This is a genomic window from Paenibacillus sp. 01T47 (genome assembly GCF_056398245.1).
In genome coordinates this window covers 342,205-366,479 of record NZ_JBFTPA010000005.1, presented here as the reverse complement: position 1 = coordinate 366,479, position 24,275 = coordinate 342,205, and the positions used below count along the sequence as shown (strand labels likewise).

The 24,275-nt window shown below is 46.8% G+C and carries 18 protein-coding genes; 5 read left to right on the top strand and 13 right to left on the bottom strand.

Going from position 1 to position 24,275, the window contains the following annotated elements:
* Positions 1-11 precede the first annotated feature (11 nt).
* The 4 genes from AC1DOV_RS13460 to AC1DOV_RS13445 all read left to right on the top strand — a co-directional run bounded on the left by AC1DOV_RS13460 (position 12) and on the right by AC1DOV_RS13445 (position 4,664).
* Positions 12-1,691 (top strand): ABC transporter substrate-binding protein, encoded by a 1,680-nt coding sequence (locus tag AC1DOV_RS13460; RefSeq protein WP_477550195.1) that lies wholly within the window; start codon positions 12-14, stop codon positions 1,689-1,691.
* 161 nt (positions 1,692-1,852) lie between these two features.
* Positions 1,853-2,761 (top strand): ABC transporter permease, encoded by a 909-nt coding sequence (locus tag AC1DOV_RS13455; protein WP_430060463.1) that lies wholly within the window; start codon positions 1,853-1,855, stop codon positions 2,759-2,761.
* Between the two features lie 19 nt (positions 2,762-2,780).
* The gene (locus AC1DOV_RS13450; RefSeq protein ID WP_477550194.1) at positions 2,781-3,701 is read left to right on the top strand and encodes a carbohydrate ABC transporter permease; all 921 of its coding nucleotides are present in this window, start codon (positions 2,781-2,783) and stop codon (positions 3,699-3,701) included.
* A 198-nt stretch (positions 3,702-3,899) separates the two neighbouring features.
* Positions 3,900-4,664: a helix-turn-helix transcriptional regulator gene (locus tag AC1DOV_RS13445; RefSeq protein ID WP_441880519.1), complete on the top strand. Its 765-nt coding sequence runs from the start codon at positions 3,900-3,902 to the stop codon at positions 4,662-4,664.
* Between the two features lie 32 nt (positions 4,665-4,696).
* On the opposite strand, the gene AC1DOV_RS13440 is transcribed toward AC1DOV_RS13445, so the two are convergent.
* The 4 genes from AC1DOV_RS13440 to AC1DOV_RS13425 all read right to left on the bottom strand — a co-directional run bounded on the left by AC1DOV_RS13440 (position 4,697) and on the right by AC1DOV_RS13425 (position 10,009).
* Entirely contained in the window at positions 4,697-6,247 is a 1,551-nt protein-coding gene (locus AC1DOV_RS13440) for a carboxylesterase/lipase family protein (protein WP_477550193.1), read from the bottom strand.
* 96 nt (positions 6,248-6,343) lie between these two features.
* Positions 6,344-8,101: a type 2 periplasmic-binding domain-containing protein gene (locus tag AC1DOV_RS13435; RefSeq protein ID WP_477550192.1), complete on the bottom strand. Its 1,758-nt coding sequence runs from the start codon at positions 8,099-8,101 to the stop codon at positions 6,344-6,346.
* Positions 8,102-8,144: 43 nt separating this feature from the next.
* Positions 8,145-9,089: a carbohydrate ABC transporter permease gene (locus AC1DOV_RS13430; RefSeq protein WP_477550191.1), complete on the bottom strand. Its 945-nt coding sequence runs from the start codon at positions 9,087-9,089 to the stop codon at positions 8,145-8,147.
* The gene (locus tag AC1DOV_RS13425; protein WP_441880511.1) at positions 9,086-10,009 is read right to left on the bottom strand and encodes an ABC transporter permease subunit; all 924 of its coding nucleotides are present in this window, start codon (positions 10,007-10,009) and stop codon (positions 9,086-9,088) included. The genes AC1DOV_RS13430 and AC1DOV_RS13425 overlap by 4 nt, the downstream gene beginning before the upstream one ends.
* 514 nt (positions 10,010-10,523) lie before the next feature.
* Between AC1DOV_RS13425 and AC1DOV_RS13420 the strand changes: the two genes are divergently transcribed.
* Complete coding sequence (locus AC1DOV_RS13420) at positions 10,524-11,747, top strand: SGNH/GDSL hydrolase family protein (protein ID WP_477508871.1); 1,224 nt, start codon at positions 10,524-10,526, stop codon at positions 11,745-11,747.
* A gap of 249 nt (positions 11,748-11,996) precedes the next feature.
* Here the strand turns inward: AC1DOV_RS13420 and AC1DOV_RS13415 are convergent, their stop codons facing one another.
* The 9 genes from AC1DOV_RS13415 to AC1DOV_RS13375 form a co-directional block, all read right to left on the bottom strand.
* Positions 11,997-13,004 carry an endo-1,4-beta-xylanase gene (locus AC1DOV_RS13415; RefSeq protein WP_477508872.1) on the bottom strand — a complete coding sequence of 336 codons (1,008 nt, stop codon included), beginning with the start codon at positions 13,002-13,004 and terminating at the stop codon, positions 11,997-11,999.
* Positions 13,005-13,128: 124 nt separating this feature from the next.
* Complete coding sequence (locus AC1DOV_RS13410) at positions 13,129-14,643, bottom strand: glycoside hydrolase family 43 protein (RefSeq protein WP_477508873.1); 1,515 nt, start codon at positions 14,641-14,643, stop codon at positions 13,129-13,131.
* Between the two features lie 33 nt (positions 14,644-14,676).
* Positions 14,677-16,206, bottom strand: a complete 1,530-nt coding sequence (locus AC1DOV_RS13405; RefSeq protein ID WP_477508874.1) for a glycoside hydrolase family 43 protein — start codon at positions 16,204-16,206, stop codon at positions 14,677-14,679.
* A gap of 127 nt (positions 16,207-16,333) precedes the next feature.
* On the bottom strand, positions 16,334-17,617 hold the full coding sequence (locus AC1DOV_RS13400) for an endo-1,4-beta-xylanase (protein WP_477508875.1): 1,284 nt from the start codon (positions 17,615-17,617) through the stop codon (positions 16,334-16,336).
* 131 nt (positions 17,618-17,748) lie between these two features.
* Positions 17,749-18,699: a carbohydrate ABC transporter permease gene (locus AC1DOV_RS13395; RefSeq protein ID WP_339209718.1), complete on the bottom strand. Its 951-nt coding sequence runs from the start codon at positions 18,697-18,699 to the stop codon at positions 17,749-17,751.
* A 16-nt stretch (positions 18,700-18,715) separates the two neighbouring features.
* Entirely contained in the window at positions 18,716-19,624 is a 909-nt protein-coding gene (locus tag AC1DOV_RS13390) for a carbohydrate ABC transporter permease (protein ID WP_339204233.1), read from the bottom strand.
* Complete coding sequence (locus AC1DOV_RS13385) at positions 19,621-22,173, bottom strand: DUF5696 domain-containing protein (protein ID WP_477550190.1); 2,553 nt, start codon at positions 22,171-22,173, stop codon at positions 19,621-19,623. Before AC1DOV_RS13385 ends, AC1DOV_RS13390 begins: the two co-directional genes overlap by 4 nt.
* Positions 22,174-22,190: 17 nt before the next feature.
* The gene (locus tag AC1DOV_RS13380) at positions 22,191-22,817 is read right to left on the bottom strand and encodes a Yip1 family protein (RefSeq protein ID WP_339204235.1); all 627 of its coding nucleotides are present in this window, start codon (positions 22,815-22,817) and stop codon (positions 22,191-22,193) included.
* Positions 22,810-24,267 (bottom strand): hypothetical protein, encoded by a 1,458-nt coding sequence (locus tag AC1DOV_RS13375; protein ID WP_477550189.1) that lies wholly within the window; start codon positions 24,265-24,267, stop codon positions 22,810-22,812. The genes AC1DOV_RS13380 and AC1DOV_RS13375 overlap by 8 nt, the downstream gene beginning before the upstream one ends.
* Positions 24,268-24,275 lie beyond the last annotated feature (8 nt).

Genomic DNA, 24,275 nt, shown 5'->3' with positions numbered 1-24,275 from the left:
GGGATACAGCAATGCGCAACAAAAAATGGCTGCAATCCAGCCTGGCCGTTCTAACGGCTATGACAATCCTCCTTGCTGGCTGCTCAAATAATGATGCAGGTGGAAACAAAGCGGCAGAAGGAACGAAAAGCGAGGTAAGTACAGAACCGGTAACCTACGATTACTTCGCCTTCGGTACGAATAAAGACGTGCTTGCAAGCAACACAACCATCGGCAAGATCCTCCAAGGTCAGACAGGTGTCGATTGGAAGATGGAATATGTAGTAGGAGATGCAAGCACAAAGTCTGGTGTCATGATCGCCGGCGGCGATTATCCTGATGTCATCTCTCCAGTAGGCGAGCTTTCTAAGCTTCTGGATGCAGGCGCATTCATCCCGCTCAACGATCTGATTGAGAAGTATGGTCCTAACATCAAGCGTGTCTACGGCGATTATATGGACAAGATCACGAATGAGGACGGAAACATCTATATTCTTCCTTTCACGGCCAATGTAAACGGCTATTTGATGGAGCCGGACGCGTCCAGTACATTTTGGATGCAAAGACGTGTACTGAAAGAATTTGGTTATCCGGAAGTGAAAACGCTTGATCAATATTTTGATCTGATCGAGCAGTATCAAGCCAAATACCCTACGGTAGACGGAAAAGGTACGATTGGCTTCCTTACTTTCGCAGGCACCCCTGGCGAGTTTTTCACCATCACCAATCAGCCGATGCATCTAGCCGGATATCCAAACGACGGCAACGTCATGGTTGACATGCAAACTCATGAAGCCAAGCTTTATATGGCTAGCGAATATGAGAAGCGCTGGCTTTCTTCATTAAATGCGATGAACCGGAAAAGCTTGCTTGACCCGGAAACCTTTACTGCTAACAAAGACCAGTACCTCGCTAAACTTACGTCCGGCCGCGTGCTCGGATATGTCAACTATGCTTGGCAGATTGGCGATGCTACCAACAATTTGAAAGCGGCAGGCAATGACGACCTACGTTATGTGGCGCTTCCCATTGTCTTTGACGAAAGCATAACAGATGCCTATATCGATCCTCCCTCCTTTGTAAACAACCGAGGGCTCGGAATTACCGTGAGCGCTGAGGATCCAATACGAATCATTAAATATTGGGATAACCTATTGACCGAAGAAAATCAGAAGCTCATTCAATGGGGTGAAAAAGATGTCACCTATTCGGTAAATGAAGAAGGCCGTTTCATCATGAGCAAGGAGCAAGTAGCCAACCGCAACGACAATGAATTCAAACGTAAATACGGCTGGGCATACTTCGATTATGAGTGGCCGCGTTATGGCAACAACTCGGTGTACGAGGACGGCAACGCTCATGTGCCTACTAGTCAGCCAGAGGTTGCGGCGGTCAATTACACGGATGGCGATCTAGCCCTGCTAAAAGCCTACGGTCTGAAGACCTTCTCCGGCTTTTACTCCGAACCGGTAGAACGAGCTTGGTACCCTGCCTGGAGTATCGAGAAGGAACAAGGCTCTCCTGAACAAATCTTCAATCAGAAAGCAGGCGACCTACAGCAGAAATACTATCCAAAAATGGTGTTCGCTTCTGAGACAGCCTTTGAGCCCATTTGGAATGAATACATCGCAGAGTTTAATAAGCTAGGTTCTGCTGGATTTGAAAAATTTGTAACCGCCAAAGTAAAGGATCGTATCGAAGGAAATTGGTAGACAGCAGCATCTGAATGATAATAATGAACCGGGAAAAGTGAAGCCACTTCACTTTTCCCTTCTAAGCTTGCTCAAGAGAGACAGTTTTAGCCGGAAGGGAGACGGATCGGGTGAAGAAACATGCAGTACAGCTGGCAGGATCGACTTCTGACGATTCGCGCCTGAGAACCTTATTCAAAACATTATCCAAACAGAAAATGCTAATGCTGATGTCATTGCCTTTTCTCCTCTGGGTTATCCTATTTAAATATATTCCGCTCTGGGGATGGACGATTGCCTTTCAGAAATTCAAATTGGCAAAGGATCTTTTTGACCAGACCTGGATCGGTTTAGATAACTTCAAATCTTTGTTTCAGGAACAGCAGTTTTATCTCGTCCTGCGCAATACGCTCGTTATGAGCTCTATTAATCTGGTACTGGGATTTGCAACGGCCATTGTGCTGGCGCTGCTGCTAAATGAATTGCGTAAGGTTTATTTCAAGCGAACGGTGCAGACAATTAGCTACTTGCCGCATTTTATTTCATGGGTAGTCGCTGCAAATATTGTGCAAACAGCACTCGCGCCAGAGGGTATCGTCAATGTATTGCTGCTCCGATTGCAGCTCATCGATCATCCTATTTTGTGGTTGGGAGTTGGCGAATATTTCTGGGGAATTCTCGGAGTAACGGAAGTATGGAAAAATGTCGGCTGGAATACCATCATTTATTTGGCTGCTATTACAACGATTGATCCGACTCAATATGAAGCGGCTGAAATGGATGGCGCTTCGCGCCTTCAACGGATGTGGCATGTTACGCTTCCGGGCATGAAGCCGGTCATTGTCATCCTGCTCATTATGAATTTGGGCCATATTCTGGAGTCCGGGTTCGAAGCACAGTACTTGCTGGGGAACGGTATCAATGTTGAATTTTCGGAAAATCTGGACATCTTCGTCTTGAAATACGGGATGCAAATGAATAACTTTGGCTTGGCGACCGCCGCCGGGATGTTTAAAACCGTGGTCAGCTTCATCTTCCTCATCGCAGCCAACAACCTCGCCAAACGAATGGGCGAAAGCAGATTGTACTAATTGAAAGGAGGCAAAGGCTATGGAACAAGCCAAATCAGCTCGAAATTCATCGATAGGCGATAAAATATTCGATGTGTGTAATATTATTTTTATGATTATTCTGGTTATTTTGACCCTTTATCCCTTCTTGAACATGTTTGCCTTGTCATTTAACGATGCGAATGATTCGATTCGAGGCAGCATTTATATTTGGCCACGCGAATGGACGCTGAGAAACTTTGAATATGTGTTCAACGAATCCAATGTGTTTTATGCGACCTTTATCTCCGCGGCGCGCACGATTATCGGGACAATCATCTCCGTCTTTTGTACAGCGATGCTGGCCTATACCATTAGCCGTCCTGAATATGCATTAAAAAAAATGGTATCTATGATCTTTATTTTCACGATGTATTTCAGCGGCGGCTTGATTCCGACCTACCTGCTGACCAAAGAGCTTGGGATGTTGAACAGCTTCTGGGTATACATTATCCCCGGCATTATCGGCGTGTTTAATATGATTGTTATCCGTTCCTTCATTGAAGGATTGCCGGACGGCATTATGGAGTCGGCCAAAATGGATGGTGCTGGAGACTTTATCACATTTACGCGCATTGTGCTCCCGCTTACTATACCGGCTCTTGCTACGGTGTCTCTATTCGTAGCGGTATCCCAGTGGAACTCCTGGTTTGATGTATTTTTGTACAACTCTTCCCGGCCAGAACTAAGCACCTTGCAGTATGAACTGATGAAGGTATTGTCTACATCAAGCGCTACAACGAGCTCAGGCGGCTCGGCTGCCGATGCCTTTGCTAATGCCCAGGGCAATGTAACGACGGTTACGCCAACATCGGTTCGCGCAACGATGACGATTGTAGCCAGCTTGCCTATTATTATGGTCTATCCGTTTCTACAGAAGTATTTTGTCAAAGGGATGGTCGTCGGTGGTGTGAAAGGTTAATGACAACTATAACAAAGCTTCAACTAACGAGAATATAACTTTTTAGCCCTTTCGCTTCCGCTCGGAAAGCCGAAAGGGCATAATTTCAATTCAACCTTTTACCATTAGTTTATATTATTGGTTGTTGTAACGCATTTGAATATTAATCCATAAATTTCTTCTACTTAATATAGTAGATCTAATTACAAGGAGGGGCTCATGACCCATATTCATTATGTAGAATGCAATACTACGCACGAAAAAAATTTTGTTATCGATGTCCCTATTGGCAATCACTGGCTCCTTGTCATCAACAAAACTCCCGCACAATTCTGGGTCAATGGCGAATTAAAGGAATATCCCGCCCATAACGCCATTCTCTATTGCCCGCAACAAAAAGTATATTACCAGGCCTGTGCGGATCAATTCGTCAATGACTGGATTCGCTTCGAAACCAATGAACCTTACTTTACGGAATCTTCGCTTCCGTTAGGCGTTCCCTTTTTTCTAAATGATCCGGACTACTGCTACAAGTTATTTGAACTGCTCGTCATTGAACACAGCTTTAATCGAGATTACAAAAAATCCTCCATTGACTGTTTACTCCGTACGCTGTTCAACAAGCTATTAGAATCTTACTTTCAAGTTGACATTTTGCCTCAACATTATCCTTTATTGAAGCTTCGCATCGCCATTCAAAACCATCCTGGCGATTATTGGACGGTTTCGAAAATGGCGGATTATCTCTGTATCAGTCCGGGCTATCTTCAGAATATTTACAAAAAGACATTTGGTACCTCTTGCATGGATGATGTCATCAACAGCCGCATTCGAATGGCCAAAGAATACTTAATTCACAGCAATCAGAGCATTGCTGAAATAGCCTCTCTTAGCGGTTATCATAATGTGGAACACTTCTGCAGGCAATTCAAACAAATAACGGGGTATTCGCCAAGAAAATTTCAAAAGCATGCAAATGAATAATTTCCATCCCGGACAGCTATGTCAAAATCGGTTCATCCGAATGAAAGGGCGCTGCGGTTCAGCCTGTTGTTCTTGAAATATTGTTCCACTAGAAACTTCATAATTTCGCTAGGCTGCTCCTTAGAAAACTCGGCCCGATCTGCGAACAGCATCCCATACGGGGCTTCGGTAGTATAGGGCTCCCATTGCGGCAATTCCTCTCCTGTAGCATCGAGTCCGTTCGGGTCTCCCGACTGGATGAAATTCACCCAGTAATTGCACATCTGGCGCGCCAAATCATAATGTTTGCCTACAAATGGTCTCCAGCATTTAGCGAGCGTCTCGAAGAAAAACCAGAGGTCCACCGAGTGAAAAGTGCCAGGGTTATCCCAACCCGGTATTTCAGCATCAAAATTATAATAATACAGCGGGGTATCGGCACCAGCATCGGCGCTCCCTTGCGCAGCAATTCGAATGGCATATTCAATGCCGCTCACCGAGGCCTTCTTCTTGCTCTCTTCGAGATGATCAGGCTGAACGCTGCAAAGCTCCATAAAGGTATCGGCATCATTGCCAAACAAAGCGATGGCCATTTGCTTGAAGTCGTCAATGGTGTCGACTTGCGGAACGCTGAAAAACTCGGTGGACGTATGACCGAACATTACCGGTACCATCCAGCGCTTGTTTTGAAGAAACAATTCAAACGGGTTACCCAAGCTAAACACTTGATCTGCGACGGTGCCCCAGAATCCATGGTACTCCACCGCCTTGTCGCGGAGATACACCGCATCCAGCTTCCTGGCTTCTGCAAGCGAGGATATACCGAGATACTCAAAAAACTTCACACCGTCCTGTTCCGCTTCTGCCAAGCTGCTCCGAAGAAGCGGCATAAGATTTCCCGGGTATAACGGCGTAAAGATTCCGCTTTGTATAATTGCCCTTTGAAAGAGCCCTTCATTCTGAGGTGAAGTAAGCTGGCTCATGACGCTTCCACCGCCGGCGGACTGCCCTCCGATGGTGATATTGTCAGGATCACCGCCGAAAGCTTCAATATTGCTCTTGACCCACCTTGTAGCCGCCTGCTGGTCGAGATTGCCGAAGTTAGCGGGAGCTTCTGGGGCTTCCGCCGTAATGTCGGGATGGGACAAGAACCCAAAGACATTCAAACGATAGTTGATCGTAACCACCACGATGCCCCGTCTAGCCATGCGTTCGCCGTCAAACTCCATTTCGGAAGGATGGCCAACTTGCAGTCCTCCGCCAAAATACCATACATAGACTGGTAGTTTTTCATCTGCACGATTGGCTGGTGTCCATACGTTTAGGTAGAGGCAATCCTCGTCCATCGCAATGTCAGGTTCCACGGCCCACTCCCGGGTATAGATATTATTTTCGTCGATCTCTTGTCTCACCTGCATCGATATCGGCGCGAATTCGAATGCTTTGAATATGCCTTCCCAATCTTGCGCGGGCTGAGGGGCACGCCAGCGGTTTTCGCCCACAGGTGGAGCGGCGAATGGGATTCCTTTGAAGCTTGTAATTCGCGGGTCCGCTGCTGAAAGACCCTGGACCATTCCATTGTTAACCTTTATGACTCTAAGCAATGATAACGACTCCCTTCAATCTAAGTAATCTAGTAAAGGAGAGGAGTATGATTATTCATTCATACCCCTCTTGTTTGAAATTATGAAAGATTTTATTTATTTGCTTGCTAACGCTTCAGCACGCATTTGAACGATTTTTTTAGCTTTTTCCGTATCCGAGGCAACGACATCATTCCAACCCAGACCCACCACATCTGTCTTCATCTTTGCCCACAGCTGGTCGAAATCCCCTTGATTTTTTGCGAAAACCATTTTCCATGATGTGTTTTTTACATAATCCGATATTTGGCTTCGCTTGTTTTTGATATCTGATGAATCAACACCGAAACTTGTATTAATGTTAGGTACAATATCGATCATATTATTTTTCAGGTAGTATTCTGTTGCGTTCGTTGCATTAAATGTACTCTGCCAATCTGTCGTTAAAGTTGTCTTGTTAGCTTCTTTTGTAGAGCTCCAGTAATTATTGTTATAAAACTCTCCTGAATCGGGGTCCTTCACAAAATCGCTCATGATCATACTATTGATCTTGCTTTGGCCATCCTGGTACCCGCCGCCCCCGTATTCCTCCGGAACAGGTGTATTCTCCTGAAATGCCGTTTGACCGACTTGGGTCAGCTTAAACTTGCCGTCTGTTGTCTTTTCGTAGTTGAAGCCTTCAAAACCATTCGTCGTGTAGCGCAGGCCTTCAGGAGACACGAACCAATCCAAGAATTCCATAATTCTGTCGGGTTCCTTGGCTTTTGAACCGACTGCAAATACTCTCCCGCTGCCGTAATAAGCATCGCTGCTTTGAATGATTCGGGTGTCAGCGATCGGAACTGCGACATTCCCATCTCCGTTCATCCCTCTTTCAATCGAGTTGTAAAACCCTCTTTGCCATGAGTACCACAAAAGAAGCACCTGCTTGTTGGTAAGCTTCTCAGCAACCTTGTTCCAGTCCTGAGATGCCGAGTCCGGATCGATCAGACCCATTTGATTTGCAGTAAAATAGAATTGCACAATTTTTTTGTACATACTGTTGTCATCGATGAGCGGAACGATGTCGCCTTTGGCATTCAACTGTATCGTAGAGGTACCATTAGGCTGTTCATAACCGTACCAGTTGCTCAACCAGCGTACATTTTCCATCCCCCCGCCGTCCCAATCCTTCCACAGCGTGATCGGAACGATCGGTTTGCCGTCTGGCGTCTTAGGGTATTCTTCCTGCATCTTCTTCAGTACATTCAGTAGATCGGTCAGATTGTTCAGCTTAGGAGCTCCTACTCCCTTATAGTAATCCCAAGGCAGGATTGGACTGGAGTAAGGCAGTTCTTCTGAAAATGTTGTTGGTGAAGTATCCGCTACAAAAGTCGGCAGACCATAAATCTTGCCTTCCGGATTTACTTTATCAAACCCTCCATTAAAAGGCTTGAAGTGATTGTCCACATATTGTGACAGGTACTTCGTATTTGCAACCCGATCGGTGATATCCATTACAAGACCGACCGGAATCAACTCTTCCAATTGACTATTCTCGATGATCAGAATATCTCCCAGATCACCTGCTGCCGATCTTGTCTTGTATAACTGATCGCCGGCTACCTGAGGAGCAAGAATGTTCAATGTAATATTAAACTTGTCTTTGAGAAGCTTCCCATACCACCCGGTCTGCTCTCCTTGGTAATTTGCCGCGTTGCTGAATACGGTAAGGGTTAGCGGCTTGCTGTGATCAATCGTGGTGTGGTTTTGTGGTCCCTTTTCATCCGTGCTGGGCTCCGATTTGCTGCAGCCGGCCAATGCTGTTGTCACCATGAATATGCAAGTAAACAACACCACCATCGATTTTTTCACCGCTTTATGACGATTACTCAATGGTAAACCCCCTCAATTCATTTTTTTATTATAATGGTGCAGGTTAGCCTTTCACTGCCCCTATCATAATCCCTTTTACAAAAAACCTCTGGAAGATCGGATAAACCAGCAATATAGGCGCAACAACAATAATGGTAACCGTCATACGGATTGATGTTGTCGTTTGCTTGGTTGCCAGAGTTGCCATGGCTGTAGAACCGGCATTTTGAAGATTGACCATGGTAGATAATGAGCTTGCTTGATTGATATAGTTATATAAAATGAACTGCAGGCTATACAATTTGCTGTCAGTGACGAGCAGCAGCGTATCCTGAAAAGAGTTCCATTGATCCACCGCTGCAAATATGGCAACTGTAGCTAATATCGGCTTGCTTATAGGCAATATCACTTTGAAGAAAATGGTCATAACCCCAGCCCCATCGATACTTGCAGCCTGCTGCAATTCCTTAGGCGTTGATTCCACAAAGGTTTTTACAAGAATGATAAAAAACGGGGCTACTATTGTCGGCAAAATGTAGGCCAAAAAATGGTTAGTCAAATGCAAGGATCGCATGGTGAGATACCACGGAATAATTCCTGCATTAAAAAACATCGTAATTATTGTGAAGCGGTACCAGAACTTTCTCCCCCACATATCCTCCTGAGAAAACATGAATCCCAAAAAGGCTGAAGCCCCAACGGTCAAAGAAGTCCCGATCAGCGTTCTTCCCAAAGATACAACGGCAGCGTTCCATAGTCCCGGAATCTTAAATACATCCAAGTAGTTCTGGAAATGGATTTGCTGCGGGTAGAATACAATATCGCCTCTGGCGCTAAGATCATTGGCACTTATTGTATTGATAATGATAGAGTAAAATGGAAAAATGCATAGTAGAGCAAACAGCGTATACAAGGTATAAATCAATGATGAGATCAAGATGTCGGTTATGCTGGACTGCTTGTTGTTGTTAACAGTGTTCGCTGCCAGGCCTGCTGCTTTATCGCTCATACCACGCTCTCTCCTCTTATCATTTTTGATAATCCGTTCACTGAAAAGAGAAGCACAACACTGACCAAGCTCTTCAGCATGCTGATCGCAACAGAAACGGAATAGCTCCCGCCCCCCATGGCTAGGTTGTACACATATAAATCCAGAACCTGTATGTTTTCTTTGTTAAATGCATTTTGAAAAACAAAATATTGCTCCAAGCCATTATTCAGGAAGCTCGCAATTTGCAGCATTAACAGAACAAAATAGGTTGACATCAGACTTGGTAAAATCACATGCCATATGACCTGCATCCTTGTCGCACCGTCTACACGCGCCGCTTCATAAAGGGATTCATCTATACTCATAATGGCAGCTATATACAAGATGGCTGACCAACCCAACGTTTTCCAGATTGACCACCCCCACATGGTGATCCATACATGTTCAGAGTCTTGAAGGAATAGGATCGGAGAATCGATGAGTCCCAGTTGGTTCAATAGACCGTTAATGATGCCTTCACTCGATAACATAGAAAAGGCCAATGAATAGACTAGTACCCAGCTGATAAAGTTTGGCAAGGTCGTTACCGTCTGCACAAACTTCCGGAAACGCAAAGCTTTTATCTCATTCAAAAATATAGCAAAAATCATTGGTAGCCATGAGAAGAGCAGGCCCAAGCCGCTCATCCCAAACGTATTTTTGATAACCTGAAGCAATTGGTCTATCTTTACTTGGTTTTCGACTAAGGAACGAAACCACTTGAAACCAACATAAGTGGATTGAGACAAAGGTGTCGGCGGCGTATAGTCAAAGAAGGCATAAACCCAACCATATAGCGGGTAGTATGCAAAGGTAGCTAGTAAACCCATGAAAGGCAGTATGTAGAGAAATTTTTTAATAGATTCACTTCTCATCCTGTATTCTTTTATACGCACCATGTAATCCCCCTATAAATACGTTGTTTGGAAGCGCTTCCAACATTGTAGAAAAGAAATATTTCACGATGTCCAGGCAACCGGCTAACACTCCCCTATCCGTGCTTCCATTTCCTTTCCAGCCCATACACCTCCGTAAATGCATTGTTTATTCTTCAATTAATTACCAACTTTCTAATAAATAGTAAATTATCAGCAGCCTAAAAACAATGATCTATACTCACGTATAATTGATATATTCTGCGATGGAGTGATTGTAAATTTACTAGCCAACACTTCCAAGAAATTCTTAATGTGCAATAAAACCTACTTTTCAACATTTAGGATCTATCATATTAGTTGTTATGTAAAACAAGTACAGTACTCCTTTTCGTATAAATGGATGCGAATACTGCTAGCCAATCTATTTCGTTATCATGGCTCGAATTTCTGAACCTTTAACTATACTTTGACGGGTTTGCTGCTCGGTTGGTTTGTACTAAGATAGACTAATTGAAGCTAAGAAAGGGGAATCACAATGACAGATGGTCTATCCTTGAACGCAACTGAGAAGCTCGTTGATGTTAACTCGGAGGCTTATCATGAGATGATCGCCCAATCGCTGCTTGACAAAGGCAACAATAAGCGATTGAAAGCCGCCATTGAAAAGGCTAAGAGAGGCGATAACGTTACGATTGCTTTCATTGGCGGCTCCATTACTCATGGAGCTGGAGCAGACCCGCTCCATACGTCCTGCTATGCTCACCAAACATATACCGCTTTTAAAGAGATGTTCGGTAAGGACGGAGGTAATCAGATTCGCTTTATTAAAGCTGGCTTAGGCGGTACGCCTTCTGAACTGGGCATGATTCGCTATGAGCGAGATGTCCTGAGAAACGGAACGGTTCAACCGGACATCGTCGTCGTGGAGTTTGCCGTCAATGACGCTGACGACGAGACGAAAGGGATTTGCTACGAGAGTCTCGTACTGAAAATCCTGGCCGCCGCCAATTCGCCTGCCGTCATTCTGCTGTTCAGCGTGTTCGAAAACGATTGGAATCTGCAGGAACAACTTTCTCCTGTAGGCTATCATTATGATCTTCCCATGGTAAGCGTGAAGGATGCAGTTACAAAACAATTTCAAAAGTCGAAGGACGAGGGCAACATCATTTCCAAGTCGCAATTTTTTAGCGACATCTATCATCCGACAAATATGGGACATCTCATCATGGCCGACTGCTTGCGCTCGCTATTCATGGAGACCGATCGTTGCGCACCTAATCAAGAGGAAATCGTCCTCGACAAACCACCGATGTTCGGCAACGATTTCGCCGAAGTTCGTTTGCTGGATAGAGACAATGGTTCTAGTGTAGCAAAGATTACGGAAGGCAGTTTCTACGCATCCGATACCGAACTCCAATTCGCGGAGATGGATGATCATCCATACGGCACAGCCCAATTCCCCGACAACTGGATGCATACATCTGAATCCGGCAGCGACAGCTTCACGATGACGATTCACTGCAAAAGCCTGCTTCTCATTTATAAAAATTCCGGAAGCAACGACTTCGGAAACGCCGATATTTGGGTTGACGGCAAGCTTGTGAAGGTGGCGGAGTCCCAAACCGTCAAGTGGACGCGTTGCCACGCCCTCATTTTATTTCGGGAGCAGCAATCGAAAGAGCATACAGTAGAAATCAGAATGGCGTCAGAGCATGAGAGCAAGCGATTTACAATTCTTGGTTTCGGCTTCACACAATAGTCACTCGCAGCTCATTTTGCATTGAGAATTTCTTATTACTGATCTTTTCACCTGCATATTCAAAAAAGCATATTTAGGGAATCGCCTACATCATATAAGCGACATTTCTATATATAATAAATGACCATACAACATGAAAGCCCTTCTAGCCCTGATATAACCGGGCAGAAGGGCTTTCATGTTGTATCGAATCGCATGATCACCTAAGCAAAGAAAGCTTTACGATATTCTTGCTTTTAAACGTTTATGCTATCTGCTGACCAACTTGTGGTACGATCCTTTCGGCAGTTGTTCCTTGTCGAACAGCAATGGCCAATTTTTGCGCCCTCTGACTGGGAAGTTGTCCAACCAAGTATAATCGTCCGCGGCCCCCCAGAACGTCACGCTCGTCAGCACATTGCTATATTCGCAGAACAGCTGGAATAACTCGGAATACCTATCCTCCTGAAGACTCATCATCTCGGAAGTAGGTGATATCAGATCGGTTCGCTTATCTTCAAACTCGAACACCGACACGTCCATCTCCGTGATATGCAGTTTGAGCCCCAGCGAAGCATAACGTTCAATTGCAGTTCGGATATCGTGCAGTGACGGATGGGATAGATTCCAATGCGCTTGCAGTCCGATACCATGAATTGGCACGCCCTTCTCCTTCAGAGATTTTACCAGTCTATAAATTTTTTCCCTCTTCTCAGGTACGGACTCGTTATAATCGTTATAGAACAACAGCGCTTCGGGATCGGCTTCATGCGCATATTCGAACGCCTTGGAAATGAATTCCTCACCGACGATGTCGAGCCATTTGGACGAACGAAGTTGTTCTTCGCTACTATCAGATATGGCTTCATTCACGACATCCCATGCATAAATTTGACCCTTATAACGCCCAACCACTGTATTGATGTGGGCTTTCATTCGCTCCAACAGCGTATCGCGATCAACTAGACCTCCAGTCTCATTCTCGAACACCCAAGCAGGCGTTTGATTATGCCAGACCAGCGTATGCCCTCTTACTTGCATTCCGTTTACTTTCGCGAAATTCATTATTCGATCCGCATCCTCGAAAGTATATTGGTGTTCTGCAGGATGCAAACGCTCGAACTTCATCTCATTTTCAGCCGTTACACTATTGAAATGATAAGCCAACAACTCGCGTTGTGTGACCAGCGTCTTCATATTTACAGCTGCACCAATTAAAAACTGCTGACTAAACGATTTATGAAGTTTTAAAGATCCTTCATATCGGGAATTGTCCATTTCTCCGATCGCCTCCTCTTCATGTATAGGTTGACTTTAAACTTAATTTGATTGCCGATTTAGAAGAATATAGCGTTTTCCAGGTAATATGGGAAAAGCTTTTATTGTTCGTATGGATAATTTGTTACTTTGATTCATAATCGAACCAGTCAAAATGGGCAAGCGACTCCGATTTGGCGCCATTTCCGGTCGCATACAAGGCGAAGAGCACGCCAGTAAATCCGCCAGCCACTTCCGTTGCAAGAAGAGAGGTCTCTCCATGGCCGAACCAGAATGGTTCTCCGTTGCCATCAGAAAATCCGAAAGCATACAGGTCGCGATTTGCGCTCACATGAAGCACGATAGAATCGAACGGCCACGGCGCCTCGTTCTCGATCTTCCACAAGCTGCCAAGCTTTCTACGGAAAATTACTTTGCACACGCCAGCAATACGAGTCACAGCAATCTCATAATGGAAGCGATCGTTCATATAAACGGTAATGCCCGCTTCCTCTCCGTCACGCTCAGGTGCAAATTCCATATGTGTAGACACGCTGCAATCGAAATGCTGTTGTCTTCTCGCTAGAAATGCAGGCGCTCCGATTTCATTCAACGTCGTCTCGTTGCCCTGCAGCGTTAGACAACTATCCTTCTCGCTAAGGGACCAGTTATCCGGGTTGGGTGAACGCATAAAATTCCAATACGGTGCAAGCGCCGCCGCATCGAAGTTGTCCCGAACTGGGGCAGCGGCTACAGGCAGCAACGGAAGATTGCCTGCCGGCATCGTCTCGCTGACCGTTCCGTTATCGCCAATGATCGGCCAACCCTCTTCCGTCCATGTGACGGGAGAAAGAAACGTCTCTCTGCCGAGATGGTGTTTATTCGGATAGCCATGCGGCCTGATGCCAAGAAATACAGCCCACCAGTCTCCGTCCGGCGTTTGAACGAGGTCTGCGTGTCCCGTTGCATGAATCGTTTTTGACTGGCTGCGATGGGTTAAGATTGGATTGTGCGGACAGCTTGCGAAAGGTCCATTCGGACGTTCGCTTCTAGCGATCGTTTCCATATGGCCGTATTCGGTGCCGCCTTCGGCAATCATTAAATAGTACCAACTGCCGACACGATAAATATGCGGTGCTTCCGGGTACTGGCCTCCTGTTCCCGTCCAGAGGAAAGCAGGATCAGTCAGCCTTTTGCCGGTTTTCGGATCAATCTTGCTTTGATAGATGCCAGGCCCCTGATCCCCGTGAGCAGAGGAAGTGAAATACAATGTTCCATCCTCATCGAAGAACAAATCTGGGTCTATGCCGGGATGGTCGACGAATATCGGATTCGACCATTCCCCGCGCGGATCATTCGTATGTACGAAGAAGTTACCGCCGGCGGTAACGTTCGTCGTCACCATATAGAACGTTCCGTTATGCTCACGGATCGTAGGCGCGAATATGCCGCCGGAGCTTGGTGCACGGCTTAGATCGAGCTGCTCGGTCCTTGTCAAAACGTGACCGAGCTGCGTCCAATTCACAAGATCCTTGCTGTGGAACAGCGGAACACCCGGAAAATACTCGAAGGAACTCGTTACGAGATAATAATCATCGCCAAAGCGACAGACGCTTGGGTCCGGATGAAAACCGCTTATAACCGGATTGTTATAATTCAAGCAAGCGCACTCTCCTTATCGTTGCGAAATTAGTTAAATCAGACTCACATAGCGGAAGTAATCGAAATCAACGAAACCGCCAGCTTGCTTCGTGGCGTAATTGTACAGCCCGAATCGGTAGCCCATAAAGTGTTCAAGCCTATATTGCATATGAAACGGATCTCCGATCACAACCCAATTCACTCCGTCCGAGGAATAGCGGAACCAGGCAATATCCTCGCGATCGCCATTATCGAACTGGCACTCTATTTGCAAATAGATTTGGTCGCCCTCATACTTTACGCGTTCAACTGTGATTTCGCCTTGACCGTCGTCCACTCTGCCATTGACGCACATTGCTACGTAAAAATCGCCGTTGTCATCGACCTGAATACCGACCGAGCCGAAAGCATATTGCAGCGACACTAACCCTGCACGGTCGCCCGGTTTCATAGCCTTGATGTCCATAAACGTTGTACCGACACATGCCGGACCTTCTGTACGCTGTGTTAACGTATTGCGGGCAAATTCTACGCTATTCGTGATATGACCCGTCGTTAGGCGCAAGCAGCCCGGTCGCTCCGTTACCGACCATTTACCATTGTCGGGATTATGATTCCATTGCCAATGAAGCGCTAGACGATTCTCCCCGTAATCAAACTCATCACTGATGACAAGCGGCTTTGTCTCCGAGCTGGGCAGCTTCACTTCGAACGTCTTAGGCGCTTTGCCCTGTTGCCCCAGAACTGGCCAGTCATTATCCCAAACGACCGGCAGAACGCATGGAATACGGCCAACGGCCCCGTGATCCTGGAACAGTACCGCATACCAATCCCCTTCTGACGTATCAAAAATGCCACCTTGTGCGATGCCATTGTTGCGATAATCCATTTGATCATCGAGTACTAGCTTGTGCTCGTATGGACCGAGCAGATCACGTGAACGATAGCATAGCTGTCTGCGGCGCTTGTTACCTGCATTTGGCCAATCGATGAAGAATAAATAATAATAACCATTGATTTTGTAGGCATGGCAGCCCTCGGCACGAAGCATAATTCCGTCTCGTTCCGTCTCGAGCAGCAATTGATTGATGCCGTCCGGCTTCAGAGCAGTTGCTTTCTCAGACAGCTCTGTAATTCGAATATCGCCATTGCCGTGGAAGACGAACACACGGCCATCGTCGTCGAACAGTATGCTCGGATCATGGTGAAGTCCTTGAATAACGCTTCGTTCCCATTTCCCGTTCTCGATATCCTCAGTCGTATACACATAGAACTGATTCATATCCAGACTCGAGAAACACACATAAAAGATACCGTCGCGATAGCGTAAGCTGGCAGCCCATGATCCCTTGCCGTAAATGCCTTTACCGTCAAGCAAATTGTGCGCGTCATTATCCTCGAACGTCTCGTATACGTAATTAACAAGCTCCCAATTCTGCAGGTTTTCGGACTTCATAATCGGACAGCCTGGCATCGAATGCATGCTTGTACTTACCATATAGAAGGTCGATCCTACACGGATCACGCTCGGATCCGGAACGTCTGCCCAGATGACCGGGTTCGTTATTGTCGTATTGTTCATCGCTAGCTCCTCCTAGTAAGGCTGGATTAGTCCATCATCCAACCAGTCTAGCCTGTATGCGCCTCGGCAACAACCCGTCTATCTATAGGTTTTCCTACACAAATTATAGGCGGTACTTTTTATACTTTTATGGTCGTGCTTGCCCAGATGGATCGACGACGGCCCAGAATGCCGGCTTCGCGTGGAGCTGCTTGTCGAACAGGAATGGCGCGTTGGTACGCGTCACCGGGAAGCTGTTCAACCACGTATGGTCGTCCGCGATGCCCCAGAATACGACGCCGCTAAGAATGTCCTTATTGTTTCTGAAAGCCTCAAACAGCTCGCGATATCGATCCGCCTGCTTCTGCAGCAGGTCAACCGGTATATCGCTGCCAACATCGCTGCGATCGTTCCATGCGTAGAGACTCATATCCAGCTCGGTAACGAGATTATCAAGACCTAGCTCAGCAAACTTCTTCATCGATTCGATAATAGAATTCACCGTCGGCCCGAATAGGTCGATATGGGTCTGATGACCGACACCATCGATCGGTACGCCTTTATCCAGCATTTCCTTCACAAGCTCATACAATCGGTCTCGCTTCGCCGGATTGTCCGTTCCGTAATCATTAATGTACAGCTTTGCCTCGGCTCCGCCCGCTTCGCGTGCCGCTCGGAATGCCGTCTCGATAAAGTCTGTACCCGTTATCTTATACCATTCGCTAGCTCGCATCCCGTCCGGATCGGCTGGCTCTATTACTTCATTGACAACGTCCCATGATTGGATATCGTCCTTGTATCGTTCGACAATTGTGCGGACATGCGTATCGACTCGCTGCAGCAGCAGCTTTTTGTTCGCTTCGCGCTTAGCCACGTCTGTCTCCTCAACCATCGGCTTGCCCTCCGCATCCTTAAAAAACCAAGCGCCGACCTGACTATGCCAAAGCAAGGTATGGAAGCGCACCTCCATGTTGTTTTCTTTCGCGAACGCTACGATTCGATCCGCATTCCCCCAATTGAATTTACCTTCCGTAGGTTGAATCGCATCGGGCTTCATCACGTTCTCCGCAACAAGCCAATTCACGTGCTTCTTGAGCATCTCTGCCTTTAGGCCCTCCATCTGGGCCGGCTCGATGGCAGCTCCGATCGGGAAGTAATCAGCGAATGTCTCCGCAAGCGATGGAATATCCTGCTCAACCGATGGTTCCGGCGTCGGAGTTGGCTTCAAGGTTGGAGCCGGAGTCGCTTCAATCGTGCTTGTAGGCTGGCCATCTTCAGTATTGACGCTGCCAGCAGGTGCTTCCGTCTGAAGCGCAGCCGTTTCATTCACTGATTCCGCTTGATGCTTATTGAGAATAAGCACAGCAACAACCGCAATTAAGGTGACAGCAGCTATAATGCTGTATATTAGCTTGTTTCTTTTTTGACTCAATTCGTTTGCCCGCCTTTCAAACGTAATCTTGTTTTGCACACCAAACCTCTAAGCAGCAATAAGCGCCCTGCGGGCAGCTGACCGAAGTAGCTGGCCCCCCCCAAGGCGCTATACATGCGTCAGTACTTTTCTTAACCGACGATTCCAGTACGCTCGATACTTTCGACGAAGTATCTTTGAACGAACAAATAAAGAATAACGAGCGGCAGAATCGCAAGCAAAATACCGGTATCCTGCACCATGCTCATGAAGAACGGGTCTTTGTTGGTCGTTGCGCCGCCTTCTAGCAAAATTTGCAAGTTGTAAGGAAGGGACGACAACTGCGTGGACATCACTTTGCTCGACGTCAGATAGGTTGTCGTGAAGAAACTATCATTCCACTGCCACACAAAGGAGAAGAGCAATACGGTAACAATCGACGGAATCGCATTTGGCAGCATGATGCGAAGGAACGTCGAGCCAACGCCCGCCCCGTCGATGTATGCCGCTTCTTCCACCTCCTTCGGAATACCACGGAAAAACTGACGGAAGATGAAGATGTACAGCCCCGCCTTCAACGAATTCGCCGTAAGGGAAGTTAGAATAAACGGCCAGTAAGAATTAAGCAAATTCAAGGACTTTCCGCCGGTTAGCAGCGGGATCACGCCTAGAAGCGTAAAGTCCTTCAAGTTCATATAGATCGGAATTAGGATGGTCGTAGGCGGAACCAAGATGGTTAATATAACGCCAGCGAACAGCAGATTGCTTCCTTTGAACTTCAACCTGGCGAACGCATAACCTGCGAACGCGCAGGATGCGGCGGTCATGATCGTCGTCATGCTAGATAGCACAAATGTATTTGCCAGCGTTTCCCAATAATCCATAATGGAGATCGCTTGCTTGAAATTGTCGAGCGTAAAGTGCTCTGGAATAAACACGACGATCGGCGAATACAGGTCCGCCTTGTCTTTGATCGCCGTCGAAATTTTTTGAATAATGGGATACAAGATAACGAACGACAATCCGATAATCAGCACGAGCCGAACGATCGTCCACAGCCCTCGCTTCCAGCTTTCCAACGATAACAATCGGGCCAATATCAACGTTTTCACTCTCCTTCTATTCCTGGTAGAAGACCCGCTTGGATATGAAGTATGCACTAACTAATAGAATGATCATGATGACCAGGAAGTAGATCCACGCCATCGCCGAGCTAAGCCCGAAATTAAAGGTGGTAAAGCCGGTTTCTTTGATTAGCGTCGTCATGTTGTTCCTGGAGAAAGAGTCGATAATCGTATAAATGACGTTTACGAGTATGAGCGGACTGACCATCGGAAACGTGATTTTCCAGAATGCCTCATACCCCGTTGCCCCTTCGATTTTGGAGGCCTCATACAGCTGCGGCGAGATGGTCTGAATCCCAGCTAGGAAAATAAGAATTTGCACGCCGGATTGACTGACGATTTGATAAATCCTTTGGACAGCATCCATCAGGTACAAAACAATATCTTCATTGACTCCGGATCGCAACATGATGTTCGCCAACTCTATCGTACCGCTCGAAAATACGCCCCCGTTCGCATTTTGTTCATTGATCGCTTGCACCAGACTTGATGCCTCCAAAGTCGCAATGACGCCGGAAGCAAGTATAACTGGAAGGAAAAAGATCGATCTTGCCAGTGCTCTCCCGACGAACTTTTGATTCAGCAGCACAGCCAGAAACAAGCTGAAAATAACGATAAGCGGAACGTTTACGACCATATTAACGACCGATTCCGTCAATATTCGATTAAAGCTCGTATTGACCGTGAGCGCTTCAATATAGTTCGCGAATCCGATATACTTCATAGTCATTCCGTTCGCATTGGCCTTAATCGAGCTTAAGCTGTATTGCAGTGAAGTCAATAAAGGAATAAAAAAGAAAAATAGAAATCCAAGCAGCCAGGGCAGCACGTAGAGAAAGCCCCACAAAGCCTTCTGCTCGTTGTACGTTCTTGATCTGAATACCAGCTTCGTTATCGTTTTCAAGATTGCTCACCACCCGTCACATAGCCCTCGGCCTCTATCGTCATCCCGTTTACTGTTGCATTCGTCGCATTGTAGTTAACGATGACGTACGTCCCGCTTTCATAGACGGTTTTGAACAGGCCTTCGGCTAGCTTCTCGTGCGCTACGATACGCTCATTGTGAACTTTACCCAATACGCCGTTCACTTCAGCATATATGGATGCAGCCTGCTCCAGCCACTGCTCGTAATTGACGGCATATAGATTGCTGAATTCCGTATCCTTAACCTTATAATTCGGCGCGTGGATCCATTCGAAGTATACGCCGGAGCCATACTCGAGACATTTCAGAATGTATTGCCTTACGTTCGTGTAGCTGGTCAAATTAAATGGCGATCCCGTGTAATCGATATTTCCGCGAATCACCATTTGGAAAAATGGAATTTCTTGATCCTCAAGCTTATAGCGGCTATTCGTTAAAGGTGCGTTTGTAATATCTGATAAGTAAGGCAGTGTGTAAGCATTGCCGCCCTCGGCCAAAATATTCAAGTTTGCTTCACGAATTTTGTTCAACGCCTGAGTAGAAATATCTTCCGACTCTGTACGGTCGATTTGTTTGTTTTTGCGGAAATCGCTATTCAACTTGTCGCCCATATCACGAAGCGAAATCCCGTCCGTATCGAAACCTTCCATGTCCTTTAGAATAGCATCCACGTAAGTACCGACACGCCTCGGCGATACGACATAGGATGGGGACTTCGAGCGGTCTCGTCGCCCTAGCGCAAGGTCAAGAGGATAGAATGACGAAGGCACGCCACGCAGAGAACGCGACGCTTCCTCCTTCTCGTCGAATCCCTTCCCCGTATGCGCGGTTAGAATGGCTACGTCCGGATAGAGGTCTACGCCCTGCTCCTTCGCGAACATCGCCAAGCTGCGCAAGCCTTTTGCACCGCCAATCGCATTGTCTACCGACAGGTCATCGGGTACTTTATGATCGAGTCCGCCGTTGAACCAACCGGCATATCGAATCTTAATATTGGCGATGCCGAGCTTCTTCATTTCGCTAATCATTTCCTGCGTCTGCTTGAAAGTGGTAAGCGGCTCGAGCGTCATGTACGGGACGCCGACGAAATGCTTCTGTTTCGCAATGCTTCCCACGACCTGAACGTAGAACGGAAGCTCACTATCCCCGCTCCCCTTCTTCGGAGCCGGTAATCCGTCCTGGCGCTCCAAATATTGACGATAATACTCGGCCATGCCCTGATACGATGCTGACTCGCCCGTAAGGAAGGCATAACGCACCGTAAAATCACTTTTCATCGGTTGTTCCTGGAATTTCGGCAATGTTCGCTCCGATCCGTTCGCCTGGAGCGTAAGCTCCCCTTTGTTCGTAACGTTGAAGGTCGGATAAACATAATTGTAACTGTTCAATTTGCCGCTGATATCCGCATTGATCGTCGCAACAGGCGCGCCTTCTTCGATAATGCCAAGAAATGCGTTGCCGTCCCTGATCATGCCGAAAACCGGCAGCCTAACGGTTTGTTCGTTAACAGCGTTCTCGACCCTCTCCATTGCCTGGTCATTACCGTATACCGCCTGCTGGTACGCAGGGTACTTCGTCTTGCCGTTATTGAACGAGATGAGAGCGCCGGAGCCGTCCGGAACGAAGATCGAGCCTTTCTCCTTACTCCCCGCTGCGCCAAAGAAGCTTAGCATTGAGACGTTGCTGACCGGATACTCGCTAGGAGACTGAATTTCCTTTGATGGCACCCTAACAACAAGGCAGTCCGCATCGAGCTTATACTCGATGGAAGCGAGGAAAATTCTCGGTGCAGGCGAATCTTGCGAAAAATTCAGTTCAGCCATATCCTTCTCCAGATCCTCTTGCGTATAGCCGGCATCCTCGAATGCTTTGAACGCGCGATCAAGCTGAAGACCGTTCAGCGCTTGGTCATTCCGAGCATAGACCGCTTTATCCTCATTTTTTGTATAACCAATACGCAAAGCACGTTGACCTGCCTTATCCAGCTTGCCCGACAACTCATCAAAACGAGTCATACTTAACATGAGAGGCAGATCCATGGCAGATCTCTCGGCTTTACCGAATTTATAGGTTACTTTGACTCCGCTATCAATCGTTTCATATTTAACCTGTTCGTACAAGGCGCTGTCCAGGAACGTATTAATCGAATTGACCTGTCCGAAGCTGTTATAGTAATCTATTTTCAATTGCGAGGACAGCAAACCCTTATTCACCCCGGTTGCGACAGGATCAGCCTCCGCTTCGAGGGGATTGCTATGCCATACTTCGCCTCCGCTTTTGTTAAGCACGGCAATAGCGCCCGTCTCCTCGTTGATGAACAGCCTAAGCCGCTCATTCTCGGCGATTCCCTTCATATCGGCGAGACGCGCATCCGTGAACGAAGCGTTAAGCGCCTTTCCTTGCACGAATGCCGCCTCTAGCTGCTGCGCGTCTTCCGCTTGGTTTGCGGTACCCGAGCTGGAACAGCCGGCGACCAGCAGTCCGGTTGCGAGAAACGCGGACAAGATGGCATTTCTGGCCATACGCATCTAACGTTCCTCCTTTCCTAATTCCTCAAGGTGATTTCTTGATATAAGATCGTGATGAAGGTAATAATTTGTTGAATCAAGCTAAAAAACAATAAGCAGAGAAACGCCATGAACCCAATGGCAATCAGCGAGAGCATAATCGTTACGATTGTTTTGCTTGGTGTGAATTGATGAACGGTCATATTTCCAACGAACAGAAGATATACCGACCATAGAACGGCAAAGCTGTTGCAAAAATAATAAAACGTTGTCTCTTGCATGGAAATGACATTGCTTAGCCAAATCCACGGGAAGTTGACAATAACCAAAGGCAGTAGTGCGAAGCAGGTGGATGTGAAGATATCCACGAATTTACCTTCACCATCCATTAGAGTCGTAAGCGACCAATTCGCTACACACCAGAATAAGACCGGTACGAGAACATAAGTGATCTCCATTAAGCTGTTCATGTATTCAGGATTGTAGATGTTAACTAGAAACCCGCTGTACTGACTGCTTAGTACGTTAGTCAAGATAAGCATCAGCAGAATCCCGAACGACAAGATCAAGTTCAGCTTCTTGTTTTGTTCGTATTTCAGCTCCCAATAACCGTTAAAGGGATGCATGATAACATAAAATGGAAATGTAATGTACTCTTTATTCAAACGAAACGCCCCTCTTTCTAGCCTGCTTTTTCCGATAGATCCTTACGGTCAGGGTAACGGCGGCTAATCCGATGACAACCGTCATAACGGTGCTGAAGTTTGCTCTTAGCACTTCCTTGCGGTAAAGGAGAAACGCCTTGGAATAGTTGGGTTGATCAAGGCTTTGCTTGAAGTAACGCATCGCATCGTTGTAGTCGCCCTGCCTCAGAATCGCCTTGCCGATGCCGGAATAAGCGAAATCCAAATTCGTGTTCATATTAATAGTCTGCTCATAGAGCTGAAGCGCCTTGTCTTCCTCGCCCCGGTAATAGCTTCTGACGGCTTCATTCAACGTCCGGCCGTACTCCGTCGTCTGGAACAACGTCATTTCACCGAACGCCTTGTCCAGAACGAGGAAATCGTCCCCAACCCGTTCAATGGCAACCGGCGTGTTGAACTCGCCGATCCGATTGCCCATGCCTCCGAACACGTACATGAATTGCCCGTCTCCGTTATAAGTGAAAATCCGACCTCTCTTCGAATCAAGAACCGAGTAGATTTCACTGTCCGTAATATCGACGTCTATAAGTCTGGAAGGTCCAAGATCGCTCGTAAAGTTTATATCACCCTGCGGTTTGTAAAAACCGGTTCTTCGCAAAATATCATTGCCTTGGGCGTTCAGCTTACGAATGGTGTCACCCGAATCACCGCTGGTCGCGTAAATGAAGCCTTCGTCATTAATGTCCATATTGGTAAACTCCGTTGGCGTGAACATCACCATTTGGCTGCGCTGCGCCTTCGTCGATAGCCGCTTCCAGAACAGCTCCACTGGATCTACCCAGACACGGTTCGCGCCGATGTAAGAAGTGAACGCACCCTCCGCGCTAAATTCCATCAGCCCGTCGAACACACCTATCGCCATGACATAGATGCGCTGCGCTTTATCCATGACGACCCGCACCGGTTGAAAATTAAAGTTGACCGGCAGCAGATCGGATTCAGGCTTCTCTACGATTTGCGCCAAACGGCCTTTCTCATCCAAATGAACGACCCGCTTGTTTCCTGTATCGGCGATCAGCACATGCTTCTGATCGGTTACGAAGATACCTTGAGGATTCAGAAATGTATCGGTTGCTCCGGCGTTATCGAAGGTGTCGATGATGGCCTTCTGATGATAATTGATGTCCAAAACGACAATCCGATTATTGCCGGAATCGAGTACATATATTTCATTGTCCGCCGTCACGTGCAGATCACTTGGATCTTTAAACGCACCTACACCAAGCGAAGTGCCGGTCATTAGAGTCGTCGCTTCATAAGCGGAAGGAGATACGACAGTCTCTCCCCAGACGGAATAGTTGTAAGAATCGCCACTCGCAGCAGAAGCAAGCGTTCCTCCCGTGCTTATGCCAATTAAGCAGCATATGGCCGCAAGGAGATAAGCTCTTCGTTTGTTTTTACTCTTCAACATCGTGCAAG